The sequence below is a fragment of the Pseudomonas sp. 9_2_1 genome, from assembly GCF_059295275.1.
In genome coordinates this window covers 5,121,821-5,140,147 of sequence record NZ_CM181239.1, presented here as the reverse complement: position 1 = coordinate 5,140,147, position 18,327 = coordinate 5,121,821, and the positions used below count along the sequence as shown (strand labels likewise).

General features: G+C 63.2%; 14 protein-coding genes. 6 read left to right on the top strand and 8 right to left on the bottom strand.

Going from position 1 to position 18,327, the window contains the following annotated elements:
- Positions 1-29: 29 nt before the first annotated feature.
- The gene (gene groL / locus AC5O5I_RS23305; RefSeq protein ID WP_172221063.1) at positions 30-1,673 is read left to right on the top strand and encodes a chaperonin GroEL; all 1,644 of its coding nucleotides are present in this window, start codon (positions 30-32) and stop codon (positions 1,671-1,673) included.
- Between the two features lie 102 nt (positions 1,674-1,775).
- Here groL and AC5O5I_RS23300 read toward each other — a convergent pair whose 3' ends face one another.
- Positions 1,776-2,504, bottom strand: coding sequence for a phosphatase PAP2 family protein (locus AC5O5I_RS23300; protein WP_494511637.1), 729 nt, complete (start codon positions 2,502-2,504; stop codon positions 1,776-1,778).
- A 183-nt stretch (positions 2,505-2,687) separates the two neighbouring features.
- Between AC5O5I_RS23300 and colR the strand changes: the two genes are divergently transcribed.
- From colR to AC5O5I_RS23275, 5 genes are all read left to right on the top strand, one after another.
- Entirely contained in the window at positions 2,688-3,371 is a 684-nt protein-coding gene (colR, locus tag AC5O5I_RS23295; protein WP_003255215.1) for a two-component system response regulator ColR, read from the top strand.
- A complete protein-coding gene (locus tag AC5O5I_RS23290; protein WP_172221069.1) occupies positions 3,361-4,671 on the top strand; it encodes a sensor histidine kinase in 1,311 nt (436 codons plus the stop codon). The genes colR and AC5O5I_RS23290 overlap by 11 nt, the downstream gene beginning before the upstream one ends.
- 107 nt (positions 4,672-4,778) lie before the next feature.
- A complete protein-coding gene (locus AC5O5I_RS23285) occupies positions 4,779-5,459 on the top strand; it encodes a class I SAM-dependent methyltransferase (protein ID WP_172221071.1) in 681 nt (226 codons plus the stop codon).
- 6 nt (positions 5,460-5,465) lie between these two features.
- Positions 5,466-6,164: a lipopolysaccharide kinase InaA family protein gene (locus AC5O5I_RS23280; RefSeq protein ID WP_172221074.1), complete on the top strand. Its 699-nt coding sequence runs from the start codon at positions 5,466-5,468 to the stop codon at positions 6,162-6,164.
- Positions 6,164-6,397, top strand: coding sequence for a hypothetical protein (locus AC5O5I_RS23275; RefSeq protein ID WP_172221076.1), 234 nt, complete (start codon positions 6,164-6,166; stop codon positions 6,395-6,397). Before AC5O5I_RS23280 ends, AC5O5I_RS23275 begins: the two co-directional genes overlap by 1 nt.
- A gap of 169 nt (positions 6,398-6,566) precedes the next feature.
- On the opposite strand, the gene AC5O5I_RS23270 is transcribed toward AC5O5I_RS23275, so the two are convergent.
- From AC5O5I_RS23270 to AC5O5I_RS23240, 7 genes are all read right to left on the bottom strand, one after another.
- Positions 6,567-9,611, bottom strand: a complete 3,045-nt coding sequence (locus AC5O5I_RS23270; protein WP_494511636.1) for a multidrug efflux RND transporter permease subunit — start codon at positions 9,609-9,611, stop codon at positions 6,567-6,569.
- Between the two features lie 13 nt (positions 9,612-9,624).
- On the bottom strand, positions 9,625-10,773 hold the full coding sequence (locus AC5O5I_RS23265) for an efflux RND transporter periplasmic adaptor subunit (protein ID WP_172221081.1): 1,149 nt from the start codon (positions 10,771-10,773) through the stop codon (positions 9,625-9,627).
- 232 nt (positions 10,774-11,005) lie between these two features.
- Positions 11,006-12,103, bottom strand: a complete 1,098-nt coding sequence (locus AC5O5I_RS23260) for a DUF1513 domain-containing protein (RefSeq protein WP_172221084.1) — start codon at positions 12,101-12,103, stop codon at positions 11,006-11,008.
- A gap of 2 nt (positions 12,104-12,105) precedes the next feature.
- A complete protein-coding gene (locus AC5O5I_RS23255; RefSeq protein WP_172221087.1) occupies positions 12,106-13,170 on the bottom strand; it encodes an imelysin family protein in 1,065 nt (354 codons plus the stop codon).
- A gap of 19 nt (positions 13,171-13,189) precedes the next feature.
- Positions 13,190-14,617: a di-heme oxidoreductase family protein gene (locus AC5O5I_RS23250; protein WP_172221090.1), complete on the bottom strand. Its 1,428-nt coding sequence runs from the start codon at positions 14,615-14,617 to the stop codon at positions 13,190-13,192.
- Between the two features lie 162 nt (positions 14,618-14,779).
- Complete coding sequence (locus tag AC5O5I_RS23245; RefSeq protein ID WP_172221093.1) at positions 14,780-16,114, bottom strand: imelysin family protein; 1,335 nt, start codon at positions 16,112-16,114, stop codon at positions 14,780-14,782.
- A gap of 145 nt (positions 16,115-16,259) precedes the next feature.
- Positions 16,260-18,311: a putative bifunctional diguanylate cyclase/phosphodiesterase gene (locus tag AC5O5I_RS23240; protein ID WP_494511635.1), complete on the bottom strand. Its 2,052-nt coding sequence runs from the start codon at positions 18,309-18,311 to the stop codon at positions 16,260-16,262.
- Positions 18,312-18,327: the final 16 nt, after the last annotated feature.

Sequence of the window (18,327 nt, the reverse complement as noted above, 5' to 3'; positions counted from 1 at the left end):
CTCCAAAGAATTCCAAGGATTAAACGATCATGGCTGCTAAAGACGTAAAATTCGGCGATTCCGCTCGTAAGAAAATGCTCGTTGGTGTCAACGTTCTGGCTGACGCGGTAAAAGCGACCCTGGGCCCGAAAGGCCGTAACGTGGTACTGGCGAAGAGCTTCGGCGCGCCAACCATCACCAAAGACGGCGTTTCCGTCGCCAAAGAAATCGAGCTGAAAGACGCCTTCGAAAACATGGGCGCCCAGCTGGTCAAGGAAGTTGCTTCCAAGGCCAACGACGCTGCCGGTGACGGCACCACCACCGCTACCGTCCTGGCTCAGTCCATCGTCAACGAAGGCCTGAAAGCCGTCGCTGCCGGCATGAACCCGATGGACCTGAAGCGCGGCATCGACAAGGCCACCGCTGCCGTTGTCGCCGAGCTGAAAAACCTGTCCAAGCCATGCGCCGACTCCAAGGCCATCGCCCAGGTAGGCACCATCTCCGCCAACTCCGACAGCTCCATCGGTGAAATCATCGCCGAAGCCATGGAAAAGGTCGGTAAAGAAGGCGTGATCACCGTTGAAGAAGGCTCGGGCCTGGAAAATGAACTGTCCGTCGTAGAGGGCATGCAGTTCGACCGTGGCTACCTGTCGCCATACTTCGTCAACAAGCCGGACACCATGGTTGCCGAGCTGGAAGGCCCGCTGCTGCTGCTGGTCGACAAGAAAATCTCCAACATCCGTGAGCTGCTGCCAGTTCTGGAAGCCGTTGCCAAGGCCGGCCGCCCACTGCTGATCGTTGCCGAAGACGTTGAAGGCGAAGCGCTGGCTACCCTGGTAGTCAACAACATGCGCGGCATCGTCAAGGTTGCAGCGGTCAAGGCACCGGGCTTCGGCGACCGCCGCAAGGCCATGCTGCAGGACATCGCTGTCCTGACCGGCGGCCAGGTCATCTCCGAAGAAATCGGCCTGTCCCTGGAAACCGCTACCCTGGAGCACCTGGGCAACGCCAAGCGCGTCACCCTGTCCAAGGAAAACACCATCATCATCGACGGCGCTGGCGCTGAAGATGACATCCAGGCTCGCGTCAAGCAGATCCGTGCCCAGATCGAAGAAACTTCCTCGGACTACGACCGTGAGAAGCTGCAAGAGCGCCTGGCCAAGCTGGCTGGCGGTGTTGCCGTGATCAAGGTCGGTGCCGGCACCGAAGTTGAAATGAAAGAGAAGAAAGCCCGCGTTGAAGACGCCCTGCACGCTACCCGTGCAGCCGTTGAAGAAGGCGTGGTACCTGGCGGTGGTGTTGCCCTGGTGCGCGCCCTGTCGGCCATCGTTGACCTGAAAGGCGACAACGAAGACCAGAACGTCGGTATCGCCCTGCTGCGTCGCGCTGTCGAATCGCCGCTGCGCCAGATCACTGCCAACGCCGGCGACGAGCCAAGCGTTGTTGCTGACAAGGTCAAGCAAGGTTCGGGCAACTTCGGCTACAACGCTGCTACCGGCGAATACGGCGACATGATCGAGATGGGCATCCTGGACCCAGCCAAAGTCACCCGTTCGGCGCTGCAAGCTGCTGCTTCGATCGGCGGTCTGATGATCACCACCGAAGCCATGATTGCTGATGCTCCAAGCGAAGCTCCGGCTGGCGGCGGCATGCCAGACATGGGCGGCATGGGTGGCATGGGCGGCATGATGTAAGCCAGCCTTACCCCTAGCACCATGAAAAAGCCCCGGTTCGCGAGAACCGGGGCTTTTTCGTTTTCCTGTGCGGGCCTAGGGGGCCGCAAAGCGGCCCCTGGCTCAGGCTGCGCTACGTTCGGCCGCTGGCGTCTCAGCCATACCCCGGCGATACAGCACCAGGTAATACGACCCCAGCCCGATCAACCAGCAGAACACCCCCGTCCACACGTTGTGCGACAGAAAGTGCGCCCCCTGCATCATCCGCCCCACCCCCAACACCGACCCAGCCAGCAGGGCCACCACAAACGCCACCCGCGCCAATCGCGGTTTGCGATCACGCAACATGAAGAACAGGCCGAACAGACAGAAACCGGTCGCGGCATGCCCGCCAGGCCAGCACAGCCCGGGCTTGTCGGTTGCCGGCCGTGGCTCCAGCAGCTTGCTGTACGTTTCCGTGCCGCCAAACTGGGTCAGGCTCCATGGGCACTGCACCTGGGTGACTTTCTTCAGCGGCGTGACAAATGCCGTGGACACGCCCAACGCCAGCACCAGGCAGCCCAGTTCGCGGCGCCAGCCAAACAGAGGCTTGCAAAAAAAGCTCGCGGCAAAGGCCAGCAGCGACAATACCCCCAGCAAGATCACCCCCTGCTTGACCCGGTCGTGCAGGATGTTTTCCAGCCAGTAACTGTGGCGGCCAATGAACTGCCCGGCAGCAGGGTCGAAGAACAGCTTGGCTACGTCCATGTCGACCGAAGTGAGCTCCAGCAGGATCAACGCCACTGCAGTCGCCAGGGGAATGCCCAGGTACAGCCACAGATTGATCGGGCGAGGGCGGTTTTGTAGCTGCATGACGGCTCCAGGGCGCGAAAAGGATCGGGCATTGTCAGTCGCCCGCTATCCTCTGTCCGTGAAGGATCAGTGAAAAAACCGTCAAGTACGGTGAATTTTCCCTGGGGCTGGCACCGTGCAGGCATAGGCCTTAAGCTGCGCCTGCCGCGCACCACAGCGAGAAGCGCCGCACAGGAGAAACCGATGCGCATTCTTTTGGTTGAAGACAACCGCGATATCCTGGCCAACCTGGCCGATTACCTTGGCATGAAGGGCTACACCGTCGACTGTGCCCAGGATGGCCTGTCGGGCCTGCACCTGGCGGCCACCGAGCACTACGACCTGATCGTGCTCGACATCATGCTGCCCGGCATCGATGGTTACACCCTGTGCAAGCGCCTGCGCGAGGACGCCCGCCGTGACACGCCGGTGATCATGCTGACCGCCCGTGACCAGTTGGATGACCGCCTGCAAGGTTTCCGCTCTGGCGCCGACGATTACCTGCTCAAGCCGTTTGCCCTGTCGGAGCTGGCGGCGCGTATCGAAGCGGTGCTGCGCCGTGCCCAGGGCGGCGGGCGCCGCACCCTCCAGGTAGCCGACCTGAGCTACGACCTCGACACCCTTGAGGTAACGCGCCAGGGCCGCCTGCTCAAGCTCAACCCGGTAGGCCTCAAGCTGCTGGCGGTACTGATGCAGAAAAGCCCGCACGTACTGCGTCGCGAAGTGCTGGAAGAGGCCCTGTGGGGCGATGACTGTCCTGACAGTGACAGCCTGCGCAGCCACGTGCACCAGCTGCGCCAGGTAATCGACAAACCGTTTGAAAAACCGTTGCTGCATACCGTCCATGGCGTCGGCTATCGCCTCGCCGAGGGCCGCGATGGAGTTTAAGCAAAGCCTTGCCCAGCGCATCATCATCGCTTTTGCGCTGATGAGCGCGCTGGTGGCCGGGGCCTTTGCCTTCGGCATCGTCGCCACTGTGCACCTGGTCGAAGAACGGCTGATTTCCTCGGTGCTGGGTGGTGACCTGCAGCGCCTCCTGCGCATGGACAGCGTCAGTGACTGGAGCCACCGGCCGCGGCCCGATCAGCTGTTCTACTTCAGTGGCGGGCGCGACGACTTCGAACTGCCCAAAGACTTGCGTCACCTCGACCGGGGCTTCCACGAGGTGTTCCGTGACCAGCTGTCGTACCACGCCATGGTCGAGGTCGTCGATGGCCGTCGTTACGTGTTGTTGCAGGATCAGAGTGATTTCGAAGAACGCGAGCGGGTGCTGTTCGCCGTGGTGGTGGTGGGCTTCGTGCTTAGCCTGGTGCTGGCGGTGATCCTCGGTTGGCTGGTCGCGCGTCGGGTAATGGCGCCGGTAATCCGCTTGGCACGCCAGGTGCGCCACCGCGACCAGTTGCTGGGCCTGGCCCCGCCACTGGCGCCGGATTATGCCGCGGACGAAGTCGGCCAGCTGGCGGTGGCTTTCGACGATACCCTGGGCCGCCTGCGCGATGCGCTGACCCGCGAACGGTTGTTCACCAGCGACGTCAGCCACGAATTGCGCACGCCGTTGATGGTGCTGGCAACCTCCTGCGAGCTGCTGATGGAGAACCCGACGCTGGACACCCGCTCGCGCAGCCAGGTGGAGCGCGTGGCGCGGGCCACGGAAGAAATGCGTGAGCTGGTCAAGACTTTCCTGATGCTGGCCCGCGCACAGCGCGATGAGGGTGCCGTGGCGTCGCGCGCGACGCTGCGCGAGGTGGCCGAGGAGCTTATCGGCGTGTGGCGCGACACCATCGAGCAAAAGGGCCTGACCCTGTACTTCGATGGCCGGGTCAGCGCCAGCCCGGTGCTGTACAACGCCACCTTCCTGCAATCGGTGATGGGCAACTTGTTGCGCAATGCCGCGCATTACACCGACAGCGGCTACATCCGCCTGAGCCTCGAGGCAACCGGCTTCAGCGTCGAGGACAGTGGCGTGGGCATTCCCGTAGAGCAACGTGAAGCGATGTTCAAGCCGTTCGTGCGTGGCGATGAGCGGCGCGGCGAGGGCCTGGGGTTGGGGCTATCGCTGGTGCAGCGTATTTGTGACGACCAGGGCTGGCGGGTGACATTGACCTCGGTCTTGCCCCACGGCTGCCGGTTCCATGTAGACCTGAGCAATACCGTCGCCAAGGATGGCGGTGAGGTGCTGGTCGGGTAATCTGTTGTAACAGCTTGCCACGCGCTCGACATATTTTTCACATCGGCATGACCTGATTCCAACGCTTGCCTGCCTAATGTGGGCGCAATGGAGTCAGGAGATGCCCAATGCGTAGCCCCATCAAGCTTGAATTTTCCGAGAAGTACGACAAAGACCACGCGCGTGAGTACTTTCTCAAGCACCAGGACGGCCTGGCGCGACGCCTTTCCCACAAGCGAGATGAGCAGCTGGCGCGGCGCGCCCTGGCGTTGGCCGGCGAGCCCGGCCTGGTACTGGACCTGCCGTGCGGCGCCGGGCGCTTCTGGCCGCTGCTGGCCGAAAAGCCCAACCGCGTCATCATCGGCGCCGACAATTCCGAGGCGATGATCGAGACAGCCTGTGCCGCACAACCGCCAGAGGTGGTGGCACGGGTACGGCCCTTGCAGACATCCGCTTTTGCGATCGATCTGCCGGACAATTCGGTGGACAGCATCTTCTGCATGCGCTTGTTCCACCACATCGGCGAAGCCGCCCACAGAAAGACAATTCTTTCGGAATTTCAAAGGGTTAGCCGTGATAGTGTGATCCTGTCGTTGTGGGTGGATGGCAACTTCAAGGCCTGGCGCCGTAAACAACTGGAGCGGCGCCGCAGCACCAGGGCGGAACAGGACCATTATCAGAACCGTTTCGTGTTACCGGCGGACACGGTTGAAGAAGAATTCAAGGCTGCGGGCTTCAGGATCCAGGAACGTCTGGACTTCCTGCCGCTCTATGCCATGTGGCGAGTCTATGTTTTGCGCAAGGGGTAGTGTTTGATGGCTGTAGCCCAGAAAGGGGAGTCGCGGTTCGATTTTTACTGGCGCCAGCAGGGCGAATGGGTCGAGGAACCCAACCAGCGGCGTGGTGGCGAAAGTGGCGTGCAACGGCTCAATGATGCCAGTGGCAAGATGCTGTATGCCAAACGCCAGGTCGGGCACATCTACCGCAGCCTGCTGCACCCTTTTGGCCGGCCGACCGTATTACGCGAACTGGATGCACTGACCAGCTTCGAGCAGCTTGGTGTGCGGGTGCCGCGTATTGTCTTCTGTGGGGCCGAACGCGATGCCGAGCATCAGTGGCGCGCGCTGCTGGTCAGTGAGGCGCTGGACGGCTTCGTCGAGCTCGACACCTGGCACGCCGAAGGTGCCCGCGAGCGGTATCCGCAGGTGGTGCACGAGCGCATGCTCAAGGACCTGGCGGACAACCTGGCGCGCATGCACCTGGGGCATTGGCAGCACGGCTGCCTGTATGGCAAGCACGTATTCATCAAGGTGATCGGCCAGGGCGAACAGGCCCGGGTCGAAGTGGCGCTGCTGGATCTTGAGAAATGCCGGCGCCGCATCAGCTGTCAGCGCGCGGCGGGTAACGACCTGCGCCAGCTGCGTCGCCACTCGTCGCTCAACGACGCGGAATGGCAGACGCTGCTCTACTTTTACAAGATGGCGTTTGGCAGCGCTGTCAAAGGGTTAGAGTAATGAAACTAGAAATCGCTCGAGCTTTGTTCCTGATAGCTGGCCTCGCGGTGACCACCGTCGCTGTGGCTGCCTGGGAAGAGCCGAGGCCGACGGTGTTCAGCAAGGCCGAGATGGCCGACCAGTGTCCGTTGCCACGGGACGGCAAAGTGCAGCAACAGGCCAAGGCCGAGCCGGATCAGGACTTGTTGCTGTTCCTGTTCGGCATGCGCCAGGGGTTGCGGCCGTTCGGTTGAACCCTGTGCCAGGTAGCAGTGCCAGAGGCCTCGCAACTGCGGGGCCTCTGGCATTTTTGCATGTGCTTTGCCGGCCTCTTCGCGGGCGAACCCGCTCCCACAGGTACGGCGCCGCTTCTGAAGCTGGCGCCATACCTGTGGGAGCTGGCTTGCCGGCGATAGGGCCCGATCAGGCCACAGCAGTTTCTTTGGCCACCGATTTGTGCGCCAGCAAAGTGTAGATACAAGGCAGCACAAACAAGGTAAACAGCGTGCCAATCGACATCCCGGTGGCAATCACCGTGCCGATGTCGAAGCGGCTGACTGCCCCCGCTCCGGTTGCCAGAATCAGCGGCACCATGCCGAACACCATCGCCGCTGTAGTCATCAGCACCGGCCGCAGGCGAATGGCCGCCGCCTCTTCAATCGCCTCGCGCACGCTCAGGCCGCGCTCTTCACGCAGTTGGTTGGCGAATTCGACGATCAGGATGCCGTGCTTGCTGATCAGCCCGATCAAGGTCACCAGCCCGACCTGGGTATAGATGTTCATGCTCGATATACCCAGAAACAACGGCAGCAACGCGCCGCAGATCGACAGCGGAACCGTCACCAGAATCACCAACGGGTCGCGGAAGCTTTCGAACTGCGCTGCCAGTACCAGGAAGATGATCGCCAAGGCCAGACCGAAGGTGACCCACAGCGCGCTGCCTTCCTGCACATACTGGCGGGCCACGCCGGCGTAGTCGAAGGCGAAGCCCTCGGGGGCCTCTTCACGGGCGATGTCCTGTACGGTCTGCAGCGCTTCACCCAGGCTGACCATGGGCACGCCCTGGATGATTGCCGCGTTCAACTGCTGGAACTGGTTGAGCTGGCGCGGGCGGGCGCGGTCGCTGAGGGTGATCAGGGTCGACAGTGGCAGCAACTGGCCTTGGTCGTTCTTCACGTAGTAGCTGTTAAGCCAGCCGGGGTTGGCGCGGTACGCTCGCTCCACCTGGGCAATCACCTTGTAGCTGCGGCCTTCGAGGGTAAACCGGTTGATTTCCCCCTCGCCCAGCAGGGTCGCCAGGGTACCGCCCAGGGTGTCCATCGAAACCCCCATCTGCGCCGCCTTGGCGCGGTCGATATCCACCACCACCTCGGGTTTGTCGAACGCCAGGTCGACGTCGAGGAAGGCGAACTTGCCCGATTCCTGGGCGCGCGCCTTGATGCGCTGGGCCACCTCCAGCAATGCCGGATAGTTGCCAGCGGTGTTGATCACGAACTGGAACGGCAGGCCTTCGCCGGTGCCCGGCAACGACGGCAGGTTGAAGCCGAAGATCTGCAGCCCGGCGATTTCCTCGAGCTTGGCCTGCACCAGTGGCAGCAGCTCCATCTGGGTACGCTCGCGCTCGTTCCAGGGCTTGAGCAAAAAGCCGCCAATACCGGTTTGCACGCCGTTGAAACCGTTGATCTGGAACGACGAGTAGTACTCGGGAAAGCCCTTGAACAGTGGGGTGAACTGGTCGGTGTAGGCGTTGAGGTAGTCGAGGTTGGCCGGTTGCGGCGAGCTGCTCATCATGAAGATCACCCCCTGGTCCTCGTTGGGCGCCAGTTCGTTCTGGGTGAACTTGAGCAATACCGGGATCAGGCACAGGATGATCACGGCAAACACCAGCACCACCGGCCGGCTGTCGAGCGTGGCGTGCAGCAGGCGCTGATAACGCGCTTTCAGGCGTTCGAACAGCAGGTCCAGGCGATGCGCCAGGCCGCTGGGGTTCTGCTCATGGCGCAGCAGCAGGGCGCACATCATAGGCGACAGGGTGAGGGCCACGATGCCCGAGATGATCACCGCACCGGCCAGGGTCAGGGCAAACTCCTTGAACAAGGCGCCCGTCAGCCCGGTAAGAAAGCCGATCGGCGCGTACACCGCAGCCAGGGTGATGGTCATCGATACCACCGGCATGGCGATTTCACGGGCGCCCTCCAGTGCTGCGTCGAAGGGCGACTTGCCTTCCTCCATGTGCCGGTGAATGTTTTCCACCACGACGATCGCGTCGTCCACCACCAGGCCGATGGCCAGCACCATGGCCAGCAAGGTCAGCAGATTCAGCGAGTAGCCCATCATCTGCATGAAGAACAGCACGCCAATCATCGACAGCGGAATGGTCACTACGGGTATCAGCACCGAACGCAGCGCGCCGAGGAACAGGAACACCACCACGATGACAATCAGCACTGCTTCGCCGAGGGTCTTGATCACCTCGTCGATGGAGGCCTGGATGAACAGCGTCGCGTCGTAGGCTATCGACACTTTCAGCGCCGAGGGCAGCTGGCTTTCCAGCTCGGGCATGATCCGCCGCACTTCCTTGATGACGTCCAGCGGGTTGGCGGCGGGAGTAGCCTTGATGCCGATGTACACCGACGGCGTGCCGTCGAACGAGCTGACCGTGTCGTAGTTTTCGGCGCCCATCTCGACCCGCGCGACATCGCCCAGCAGCACGCGGCTGTCCCCGCTGGTTTTCAGTGGCAGCGCCGCGAACGCCTCGGCCGACTTCAGCTCGGTGCTGGCATTGATGCTGGTGACCACGTATTCGCCCTTGACCTCGCCAGCGGCGGAGAGGAAGTTGTAGCGGCGCACGGCATTGGTCACGTCGGTGGCCGACAGGCCGAAGCCGGCCAGCTTCACCGGGTCCAGCCAGAGGCGCATGGCGAACACCTGGTTGCCGAGGATCTCCGCCTCGGCCATGCCTGGCAGGGTGGCCAGCTTGGGCTGGATCACCCGCGACAGGTAGTCGGTGATCTGTGGGTTGCTCATTTCCTTGCTGTAGAAGCTGACATACATCAGCGCCGAAGCATCGGCGGCCTCCTTGCTCAGCACCGGGTCTTCGGAGTCCTGGGGCAGCTTGTTGCGCACCTCGTTGGCCTTGGCCAGCAGCTCGGTGAACAGCCGGTCGCTGTCGGCCCCGATGCGCGCGTAGATGGAAATGATCGAGAAGTTCTGCCGGCTCACCGAGGTCATGTAGTCGATGCCTTCGGCACTGGCCAGGCTTTGCTGCAGCGGTTGGGTGATGTAGCCCTGGATGGTTTCGGCGTTGGCCCCGGGGTAGGCCGTGGTCACCGTGATCAGGGCGTTTTCCATTTGCGGGTACTGGCGGATCTGCAGCTTGTTCCAGGCCTGGAAGCCCAGCAGCAGGATCAGCAGGCTGACCACGCTGGCCAGCACCGGGCGGCGGATGAACGGGTCGGTGAACGCCATGGCCAGCCTCCTGTCAGTCCATGCCCGCTGCGCCCGGGTCGGGCTTGAGGGCGTTGTCCTGGCCGATACGGATGGCGGCGCCGGGGGTGAGCTTTAGCTGGCCGGCAGTAACCACCTGCTCTCCAGCCTGCAGGCCCTTGCTTACCACCACCAGCCCGTCACGGCGTTCGCCGGTGTGCACCGTGCGTTGTTCTGCGACCAGCTGGGGCTGACCCTTGTCGTCGTTTTCCGGCTTGCCATCCTTGTCCTTCTTCGGCGCGGCGACATACACCGAGTTGCCATACAAGGTGTAGGTAATGGCGCTTTCCGGCACCACCACGCGCGGCTGCGGGTCGGGCAGCAGGATCAGCAGGCTGGCGAACATGCCCGGCAGCAGTTTGCCGTCCGGGTTGCCCATGGTCGCGCGGACCAGCAGGTTACGCGTGGCTTCATCGACCTTGGGGTTGATGGCGCTGAGGCTGGCGGGGAAGGTCTGGCCGGGGTAGGCGGCCACCTGCACCAGCACCTGCTGGCCCAGGCTCAGGTGAGGCAGGGTCTGTTCCGGCACGTTGAAGTCGACGTACAGGCTGGAGGTGTCCTGCAACGTGGCGATCACCGTGCCGGCGGCAAGGTAATCGCCGACGTCCACCTGGCGGATGCCGATGGTGCCGCTGAAGGGGGCACTGATGCTTTTTTTGGTCTTGGATGCCCTGAGTTGCTCCACTACCGCCTGGTTGCGCAGGTACTGCGCATTGAGGCGGTCGAACTCGCCGCGCGAGATCGCCGAATCACCAACCAGCTGCCTGCCGCGGCCAAAGTCGACTTTGGCCAGGCCCAGGTCGGCCTCGGCAGTGCCGAGCAGGGCCGTTTCCTGGTCGTCGTTGAGGCGCAGCAGCGGCTGCCCGGCCTTCACTTTTTGCCCGGAGTCGAAGTACAGGGTTTTGACGATGCCTTCTACCTCCAGGCTCAGCTCCACGCCCTGCAGCGCCTTGAGGCTGCCGACGGCGGGCAGGCGCTCTTGCCACTGGCGCTGTTCGGCCAAGGCGGCCGCGACGGTGATGGGCGGCTTGGGGGCAGTGAACATCTGGATCTGCTGGTAGATCGAAAACGCCTTGTAGCCAGCGAGGGCCAGCACGATCAGCAGAACCACGGCCAACATGATGAGCATGCGCCGGCGCAGCATAGGTCCGGTTCCTTGGATACGGTTGTTATTCGTCTGGACACGACAACGGGCGATCCTGCCCACGTGTGGATGGGGGAAGTATTGACTGTTTTTTGTAGAAAGGGTGTGAAATGCCTGCAAAGGCCCTTTCGCGGCTGAAGCCGCTCCCACAGGGACCACGTAATCATAGGGTTACGCGGTCCCTGTGGGAGCGGCTTCAGCCGCGAAAGGGCCGGCACCTACAGCAGAAAATTCAGACCAGATGCAGGTGGTTATCCCAGAACCCGGAGGGCAGGTTCATCGGCTGCCCGACCAGTTCGGCCTTGCGGCAGTCATAGAACCGGCAACGCCCCTGCCCGGAGGTGACGACAAAGCCGTCCTTCACCGCCCCCACCCCGGCGCAATCGGGCATCGGCGCATCCAGCCGCACTGCGCCGCTGTCCAGGTCCCAGACAAACAGGCGGTTGGCCCGTGGCGCGGTCAACGCCACCAGGCGCAACTCGCTGTGGATGGCCACGCTGGCGGTGTACTGGGCCATCGCCTGCAACTGCCGCTCTGGCACCGGGAAGGCCTTGAACGGCTCGCCCGGGCGTTTGATCGCCAGCAGTTCGGCTGTTTCGTCGGCATCGCCCATGAACTGCTGGCAGGCGGCGATGGTGCCATCGCTGCCCACCGCCAGGTGCCTCACGCTGTTCATCTGCTGGGCCAGGGTTTCCTTGCTCAGCAGGGTGCCGTCGCGCTGCATCAGCACCAGGCTGGGCTGCATGGCGTCGAGGTTCATCTCCACCCGGCTTTCGGCTTCGGTGCGGATGCCGCCGTTGGCCACGATCAGCGTTTCGCCGTCCGGCAGCCAGGCCACTTCGTGCGGGCCGATGCCGTGGGTCGGGATTTCACCGGTATGCACCAGGCGCTCACCCTCGAAGCGGTACACACCGAGCAGGCCACGGCCGGGATCGGTGGTGTCGTTCTCGGTGGCATACAACCATTCGCCGCCTTTGTGCACCACGGCGTGGCCGTAGAAATGCCGGTTCGGCTGCGAGGTGATCGTCTGCAACAGGCGCCCGTCGCGCAGGTCGACCAAGTAGCTTTCGGTACCGGGGCGACGGGCGACGAACAAGGCGATCGGCTGTTCGGGGTGGTGGATGATAGCGTGGCAACGCTGGGCGACCTGGGTGCTGAACACCTGGGTGCCGTCCAGGCGGAAACCGACGGCATAGTGCTTGCCGTCGCCATCGTCACGCGCCGAGAGCAGCAGGGGTTCGCTGCCTTTGTTGCGGAACAGGCTCCAGCCGCCCAGGGTCAGGGCGCTGAGCAATACGCTACCGAGTTTGAGGGCCTGGCGTCGCAGCATGATCAGTCACCGTCGTTGGCATTGAAGCCCAGCTGGATGTTCAACGCCTTGGCCAGCTCGCCTTCGTGCAGGCGGTGGACGACGTTGAGGCTGTCGTAGATCTGGTTGAGGGTTTGCTGGCCAGCCTCGTCGGCCAGCAGCTCGCCCAGGGTCTTCTGGTTGTCGGCCAGCAGCTTGAGCGAGGTAGCGTAGGCGTCGTCGATCTTGCCGGCCAGCGCTTTCTGATCGCTGGGCAGCAGGCCGCGCATGCCCTGGTTGTCGACCCCGACCCACACGGCCTGGGCCGCCTTGAGGGTGGCTTCCAGGCTTTTCATGGAAGAATGGCTGCGCCAGGCTTCCGCCTGCAGCGGCTGTGGAATGCCCTTGCTCTGACGGCCCATCGGCGCGCCCAGTTTTTTCTTCAGGCTGTCCAGTGCAGTGACCTGCGAGCGCAGCAGGTCGGCGATTGCCTCGTGCGAGTCGGCGTAGCGCTGGTTGGGGAACTTGGTCATCTGCGAGAGCATGCCGTCGGTGCTGTTCCAGCCCTTGAGGATCTCTTCGGCCAGCGCCTTCTGGTGTTCGCCAATGGCCACCAGCAGCGGGCAGTAGCGGGCTTTCTGCTCGGCTGTGGCGATGTCCGGCTTGCTGTCGAACAGGATGTACTCGTACGCCGACAGGCCACGTACCACCACGCTGGCCTTGCCCAGGGCGGCAGCGTCTACCGGCTTGTCGCCGTTGACCAGTTGCTCGACCTGGCGGCCCACCAGGTTCTTCTTGTCGGGCCAGAACTGTACCTGCCACGCGCGGTTGCCTTCGGCCAGCGGGCCGACCAGCAGCGGTTGCAGTTCAGCCCAGGCCTTTTGCGCATTGAGGAAGTCGGCGCGGGCCTTGTCCAGGCTTTCCTTGCCTTCGCAGTAGGCCAGGGCGCTGGCAGCCAGCGCACGGTCGGCTTCGACCCAGCGGCTGTAGGTTGGCAGGATCACCTGCTTGGCGATGGCCGCCGAGGTGACTGCTTGCGGGTCCTGCGGCGAGCAGGCACCGAGAGCAAGTGCGGCGAGGCTGGTGAACAACAGTTTGGGTCGGAACATGCCCGGCTCCTTAGCGCGTTTAAAGTGAGTTCAGGAACGCCAGCAACGCGGCGCGTTGCTCGGCATCGAATGTGAGCACGAAGTTGCGTGCCGCCTCGGCTTCGCCACCATGCCAGAGCACGGCTTCCAGCAGGTTGCGGGCGCGGCCGTCGTGCAGGAACTGGCTGTGGCCACTGACGGTTTCGCTCAGGCCGACGCCCCATAGTGGCGCGGTACGCCAGTCCTGGCCGTTGGCGGCGAATTCGGTACGCTCGTCAGCCAGGCCCGGGCCCATGTCATGCAGCAACAGGTCGCTGTAGGGGCCGATGACCTGGTTGGCCAGTTCGGGCTCGGCCGCATCGGCGGCGGTGGTGAATTGCGGTGTGTGGCAACCCTGGCAGCCGGCCTGGTAGAACAGGTTCTTGCCGGCCAGTACCTGCGTCGACCCTACGTCGCGGCGCGCCGGTACGGCCAGGTTGCGGGTGTAGAAAGTGACCAGGCGCAGGATGTTGTCGCTGACTTCCTTTTCGCCGTTGGCGCCGTCGCCGTTGGGCGCGGCCAGGCAGTCGGCCTGCGCCGCGGTGCAGTCGTCGCCAGGCTGCAGGGTGGTGGTCAGGCCCATGTCGCCGGCAAAGGCGTGCACGTTCTGCTGGTTGACATTGGGCTGCCCGGCTTTCCAGCCGAAGCGGCCGATCACGGTCTTGCCCTGGGCATCATCCCACACCCGGTTGGCCCGCCCGCGGATACCGTCGCGGTTGCGGTCGTCCGGGTCTTCGTTGGCCAGCAGGTCGGCTTCGGGGATGGCTTCGAGCAGGCCCAGGCCGATCATCGGCGGCGCCACCCTCGCTGAAAAGCGCGTGTCGGGGTGCATCACGCCGTAGCCAAGCTGGGTGATCTGCAGGGTCGGCTTGCGCAGCTCGACCTGGTGGCCATCCTTGAACGAAACAGTCTGGCTGCTGTAGCTCACCCGTACCTTGCCTTCTGGCGCCACCCCGGGAATGGCCATGTCCTGCAGCTGGGTGCCGTACACTGGCTCCGGCACCACGCCAAGGCGCTCGATCACCTTGGCCAGGTAGGGCTGATCGGGGATCGACAGGCGTACCAGCATGCCCACGGCGTTGTTGTCATCCAGTTCGGGCGGGTGGCCACGGCCGTCGCGCACGTGGCAGTTCTGGCAGGCGTTGGTGTTGAACAGCGGACCCAGGCCGTCACGCGCGGTCGTGGTCGATGGGGCGATCACCCAGGGGTTGCGGAAAAAGCTGTTGCCCACGGCAAAATCCAGGCGCCGCTCGGGCGAGAGGTTGGCCGAAGGCAGGGAATAGGCGTTGCGGTCGCTGCGCTGCACGGTCGCCTTGCCGCCTGACAACGCTTCGCCGGGCTCGGCCTGGGTAAAACGCGGGGCGTCGTCACAGGCGGCGAGGGCGAGGGCCAGCAGCAGCAGGGGGAGTCGGGACAGCGACAAGGACATCGAAAATCCTGGGCGTGAGCGAAAAACCGGCGTGCAAGCTTAGCAGGGTGGGGAAGTTTGAATAAGAGCAATTTGCAATTGCTGGATGAAATCGGTGTCAGTTGGCCAGAAGCCAAAAAGGCGACCCGAAGGCCGCCTCTTTCATGAACCGCTACCGCACGATCAGAATTCGTGATCCGCAGTATCCGGGTTCAGGTTGGAAATGCCCAGCTTGCCTGCGGCCTGCTCGATCGCGCCGGTCTGCTTGACCAGCGAAGCGATGGCATCACGCACGATCTGATTGCCGGCGGTGTTGTCGGCAGCGATCAGCTGGTCGTAGTGCTCGCCTTTGAGGGCGTGGTCGACGATCACCTGGATCTTGGCTTCGGTGGCTTCCAGGTCGGCCTTGAGGGTGGCGTCGGCGGCCGGGTCGACCTTGGCTACCAGCGACGACAGGCTTGGGCCTGTCACCTTGCTGCCGTCCGGACGGGTGTACTCGCCCAGGTAGACGTTGCGGATGCCCTTGGCGTCGTAGAAGTGCGAGTAGTGAGTGTTGTCGCTGAAGCAGTCGTGCTCGTCTTCCGGCGAGTTGGCTTCCAGCGAAACTTTCATGCGCTCGCCCGCCAGTTCGCCCAGCGACAGGCTGCCCATGCCGAACAGCATCTTGCGCAGGCCGTCGTTGACCGATTCGGCTTCCAGCTTGGCGCGGTAGTTGTCGGCCACGTTCGGTGCCCAGTTGCCGACCATCTCTTCGAGGTCCTTGACCAGCAGGTCGGTGACGGCCTTCAGGTAGGCGCGGCGACGGTCGTTGTGGCCGCCAGTGGCGCCCTGGCCTTCCAGGTAATCGGAAGCCGGACGGTTGCCAGCGCCCGGGCCGGTGCCGTTCAGGTCCTGGCCCCAGAGCAGGAACTCGATGGCGTGGTAGCCGGTGGCAACGTTGGCTTCGGAGCCGCCCAGTTCGTTCAGGCTGGCCAGCTTCTCGGGGGTGATGTCCTTGACGTCGATTTTCTCTTCGCCCACCTGGATCTCGGTGTTGGCGATGATGTTGGCGCTGGCGGCCGGGTTGCCCAGGGCGTGCTCGTAGCTCTTGTCGACGTAGTCGATCAGGCCTTCGTCCAGGGGCCAGGCGTTCACTTGGCCTTCCCAGTCGTCGATGATGGTGTTGCCGAAGCGGAACGCTTCGCTCTGCAGGTACGGTACGCGCGAGGCGAACCAGGCTTCCTTGGCGGCCTTCAGGGTTTCGTCGTTGGGCTTGGCCAGGAACGCGTCGACAGCGGTCTGCAGGGTTTTGGCGGTGCTCAGCGAGTCGCTGTATACGGCGTAGACCAGCTCGGCGTAATGCTTGACCACTGCTTTACCGGCGGCTTCGTCGACGGCCCCTGGCGCGGCAGCGGTGGTGCTGGCGGCAGCAGGTGCCTGGGCTTGCGGAGCAGCAGCCTTGTCATCTTTTTCGCCGCAACCGGCAAGGGCGATGGCGATGGCCAGCAGACTGGCCGAGGCCAGAGGCATACGAATCATTATTGGTTTTCCTGCGTCGTGTGGTTGGACAGTGCGCCGAGGCACGCGAAACCACAACATCATGCGAAAGATTTGCATTTGCTGTAAAGGGGCGGGGGCGCAATTGATGTAAATGCGGGTCACGGCCTGTAACCGGCGGGTTGCGTCAGAACATCGAAACCTGGTTACGCTGGGCCTGCTTGAGGAATTGGGTGAGCTCACGGGCCGACAGCGGCTTGCTGTAGTGGTAGCCCTGGCCCTCATGGCAGCCTTGGGCGACGATGTAGGTTTCCTGTTCGACGGTTTCCACGCCTTCGGCAATTACCTGCATGCCCAGGCTCTTGCCCAGCTGGATGATGGCGCGAACGATGGTGGCATCGTCATCGTCGTCGAGCAGGTCCTGGACGAAGCTCTTGTCGATCTTGATCTTGTCCAGCGGCAGCGATTTCAGGTAGCTGAGCGACGAGTAGCCGGTGCCGAAGTCATCGATGGCAATCAGCGCCCCTGAGCGGCGCAGGCTCAACAGGTGCTGGGCGGCGGTGCTGATGTCCTCCATCAGGCCTGTCTCGGTGACTTCCAGCTCAAGGCTGCGCGGCGGCAGGCGGTAGGCCTGCAACAGGTTGTTGACCACCCGCGGCAGTTCGCTGTGGTGCAGCTGCACGGTCGACAGGTTGACCGCCATGCGCAGGTCGCTGAAGCCTTGGTCATGCCATTCGCGCAGTTGCCGGCAGGCCTGGTCGAGCACCCATTCGCCGATGCTGATGATGCTGCCGTTCTGTTCGGCCAACGGAATGAACTGGTCCGGTGGCACCATGCCCAGCTCTGGGTGCTGCCAGCGCAGCAGCGCCTCGACCCCGACAACGCGGTGGTCGCGGTAGCTGATCTGGGGTTGGTACACCAGGTAAAGCTGGTTGCGCGGCAGGGCCTCGCGCAGGTCCTTTTCCAGCTCGCGGCGGCGGCGCATCTCACTGTCGACGCTGGCGATGTAGAACTGATAGCGGTTGCGCGAACGGGCCTTGGCCAGGGTCATGGTCTGTTCGGCTTTTTGCAGCAGTTTCTCGGTGCTGTCGCCATCTTCGGGGAACAGGGTGATGCCGATGGTGGCGCGCAGGCGAATCTGCTGATGGTCGAGGTCGAACGGCACTTCCAGGTCGTCAAGAATGCTCTGTGCCAGTTCGGCGGCCTCGTAGGGCTGTTCGATGTTGGCTTGCACCAGGGCAAACTGGTCACCGCCCAGCCGTGCCAGCGCACCCAGGCGGCCGCTGTGGGCGCGCAGGCGGTCGGCCAGCGCCAGCAGCAGTTGGTCGCCGACCTGGTAGCTGAATTGCTCGTTGATGCCCTTGAAGTCGTCCAGGCCCACGCACAGCACTGCCACACGGTGCTGCAGGCGGCCGCCGTCGACGAGGATCTTGTCCAGCTGCTGCTGCAGTTGCTGGCGGTTTGGCAGGCCAGTGAGGAAATCGTACTGGGCCATGCGTTGCAGGCTGTTCTCGGCCTCATGGCGCAGGTGGGTGTTGCGCTCGATCGATGCCAGCAACTGGTTGGCGGTATTGACCCACAGGCCCAGCTCGTTCTTTTCGTGGCCCTTGAGCAGCGGAATCTGGTGCTGGCTGGGGCGATCGGGGTTGATCTGGGTGAGGTGCTCGATGATTTTCGACAGGGGTTTGGTCAGCAGCCAGTGATAGACCAGGTACAGCACCAGGCCCATCGCCAAGGCCCGTAGCACGCCGGAGACGAAGATGATCACCGCGTTGATCAGGAAGTCTTCACCGTAGGAGGAGGTGTCGAGGGTGATGCTGAGGTCGCCGTAATATTCGCTGTAGGGGCCGCGACCGACCAGTTGCGTGGTGTAGGTGCGTTCCTGGCCGAAGATCAGGTCGGTCAGCCAGCGCATCGACATGTCCTGCAGCGGGCGGGACTTTTCTGCCAGCATGGTTTCGTTGGGGTGGCCGATGGAGGCCATGCGCACCGATTCGTCCTGGAACAGGCCTTCCATTACCTGCATGCCCATTTCGCGGTCCAGGCTGTACACCGCCTGGGTTGAAGGGTCGCGGAACATGTCGAGGATGCGCTGGGCATCGTTGTTCACAGCCTGGCGGGTCTTGTAGGTGTCATAGACGATTTGCGCACAGCTGAGCACGACGCCGACCGCCAGCGCCGACAGCAGCACGACCCTGAGCAACTTGACCGACAAGCTGTTCCGCAATTCCAGCTTCAATGGGGTTTCCTTAATC

Bases quoted from the DNA above. Each gene is read 5' to 3' on its own strand.
- groL (WP_172221063.1), top strand. From the start codon at position 30: ATGGCTGCTAAAGACGTAAAATTCGGCGATTCCGCTCGTAAGAAAATG.
- AC5O5I_RS23300 (WP_494511637.1), bottom strand. From the start codon at position 2,504: ATGCAGCTACAAAACCGCCCTCGCCCGATCAATCTGTGGCTGTACCTG.
- colR (WP_003255215.1), top strand. From the start codon at position 2,688: ATGCGCATTCTTTTGGTTGAAGACAACCGCGATATCCTGGCCAACCTG.
- AC5O5I_RS23290 (WP_172221069.1), top strand. From the start codon at position 3,361: ATGGAGTTTAAGCAAAGCCTTGCCCAGCGCATCATCATCGCTTTTGCG.
- AC5O5I_RS23285 (WP_172221071.1), top strand. From the start codon at position 4,779: ATGCGTAGCCCCATCAAGCTTGAATTTTCCGAGAAGTACGACAAAGAC.
- AC5O5I_RS23280 (WP_172221074.1), top strand. From the start codon at position 5,466: ATGGCTGTAGCCCAGAAAGGGGAGTCGCGGTTCGATTTTTACTGGCGC.
- AC5O5I_RS23275 (WP_172221076.1), top strand. From the start codon at position 6,164: ATGAAACTAGAAATCGCTCGAGCTTTGTTCCTGATAGCTGGCCTCGCG.
- AC5O5I_RS23270 (WP_494511636.1), bottom strand. From the start codon at position 9,611: ATGGCGTTCACCGACCCGTTCATCCGCCGCCCGGTGCTGGCCAGCGTG.
- AC5O5I_RS23265 (WP_172221081.1), bottom strand. From the start codon at position 10,773: ATGCTGCGCCGGCGCATGCTCATCATGTTGGCCGTGGTTCTGCTGATC.
- AC5O5I_RS23260 (WP_172221084.1), bottom strand. From the start codon at position 12,103: ATGCTGCGACGCCAGGCCCTCAAACTCGGTAGCGTATTGCTCAGCGCC.
- AC5O5I_RS23255 (WP_172221087.1), bottom strand. From the start codon at position 13,170: ATGTTCCGACCCAAACTGTTGTTCACCAGCCTCGCCGCACTTGCTCTC.
- AC5O5I_RS23250 (WP_172221090.1), bottom strand. From the start codon at position 14,617: ATGTCCTTGTCGCTGTCCCGACTCCCCCTGCTGCTGCTGGCCCTCGCC.
- AC5O5I_RS23245 (WP_172221093.1), bottom strand. From the start codon at position 16,114: ATGATTCGTATGCCTCTGGCCTCGGCCAGTCTGCTGGCCATCGCCATC.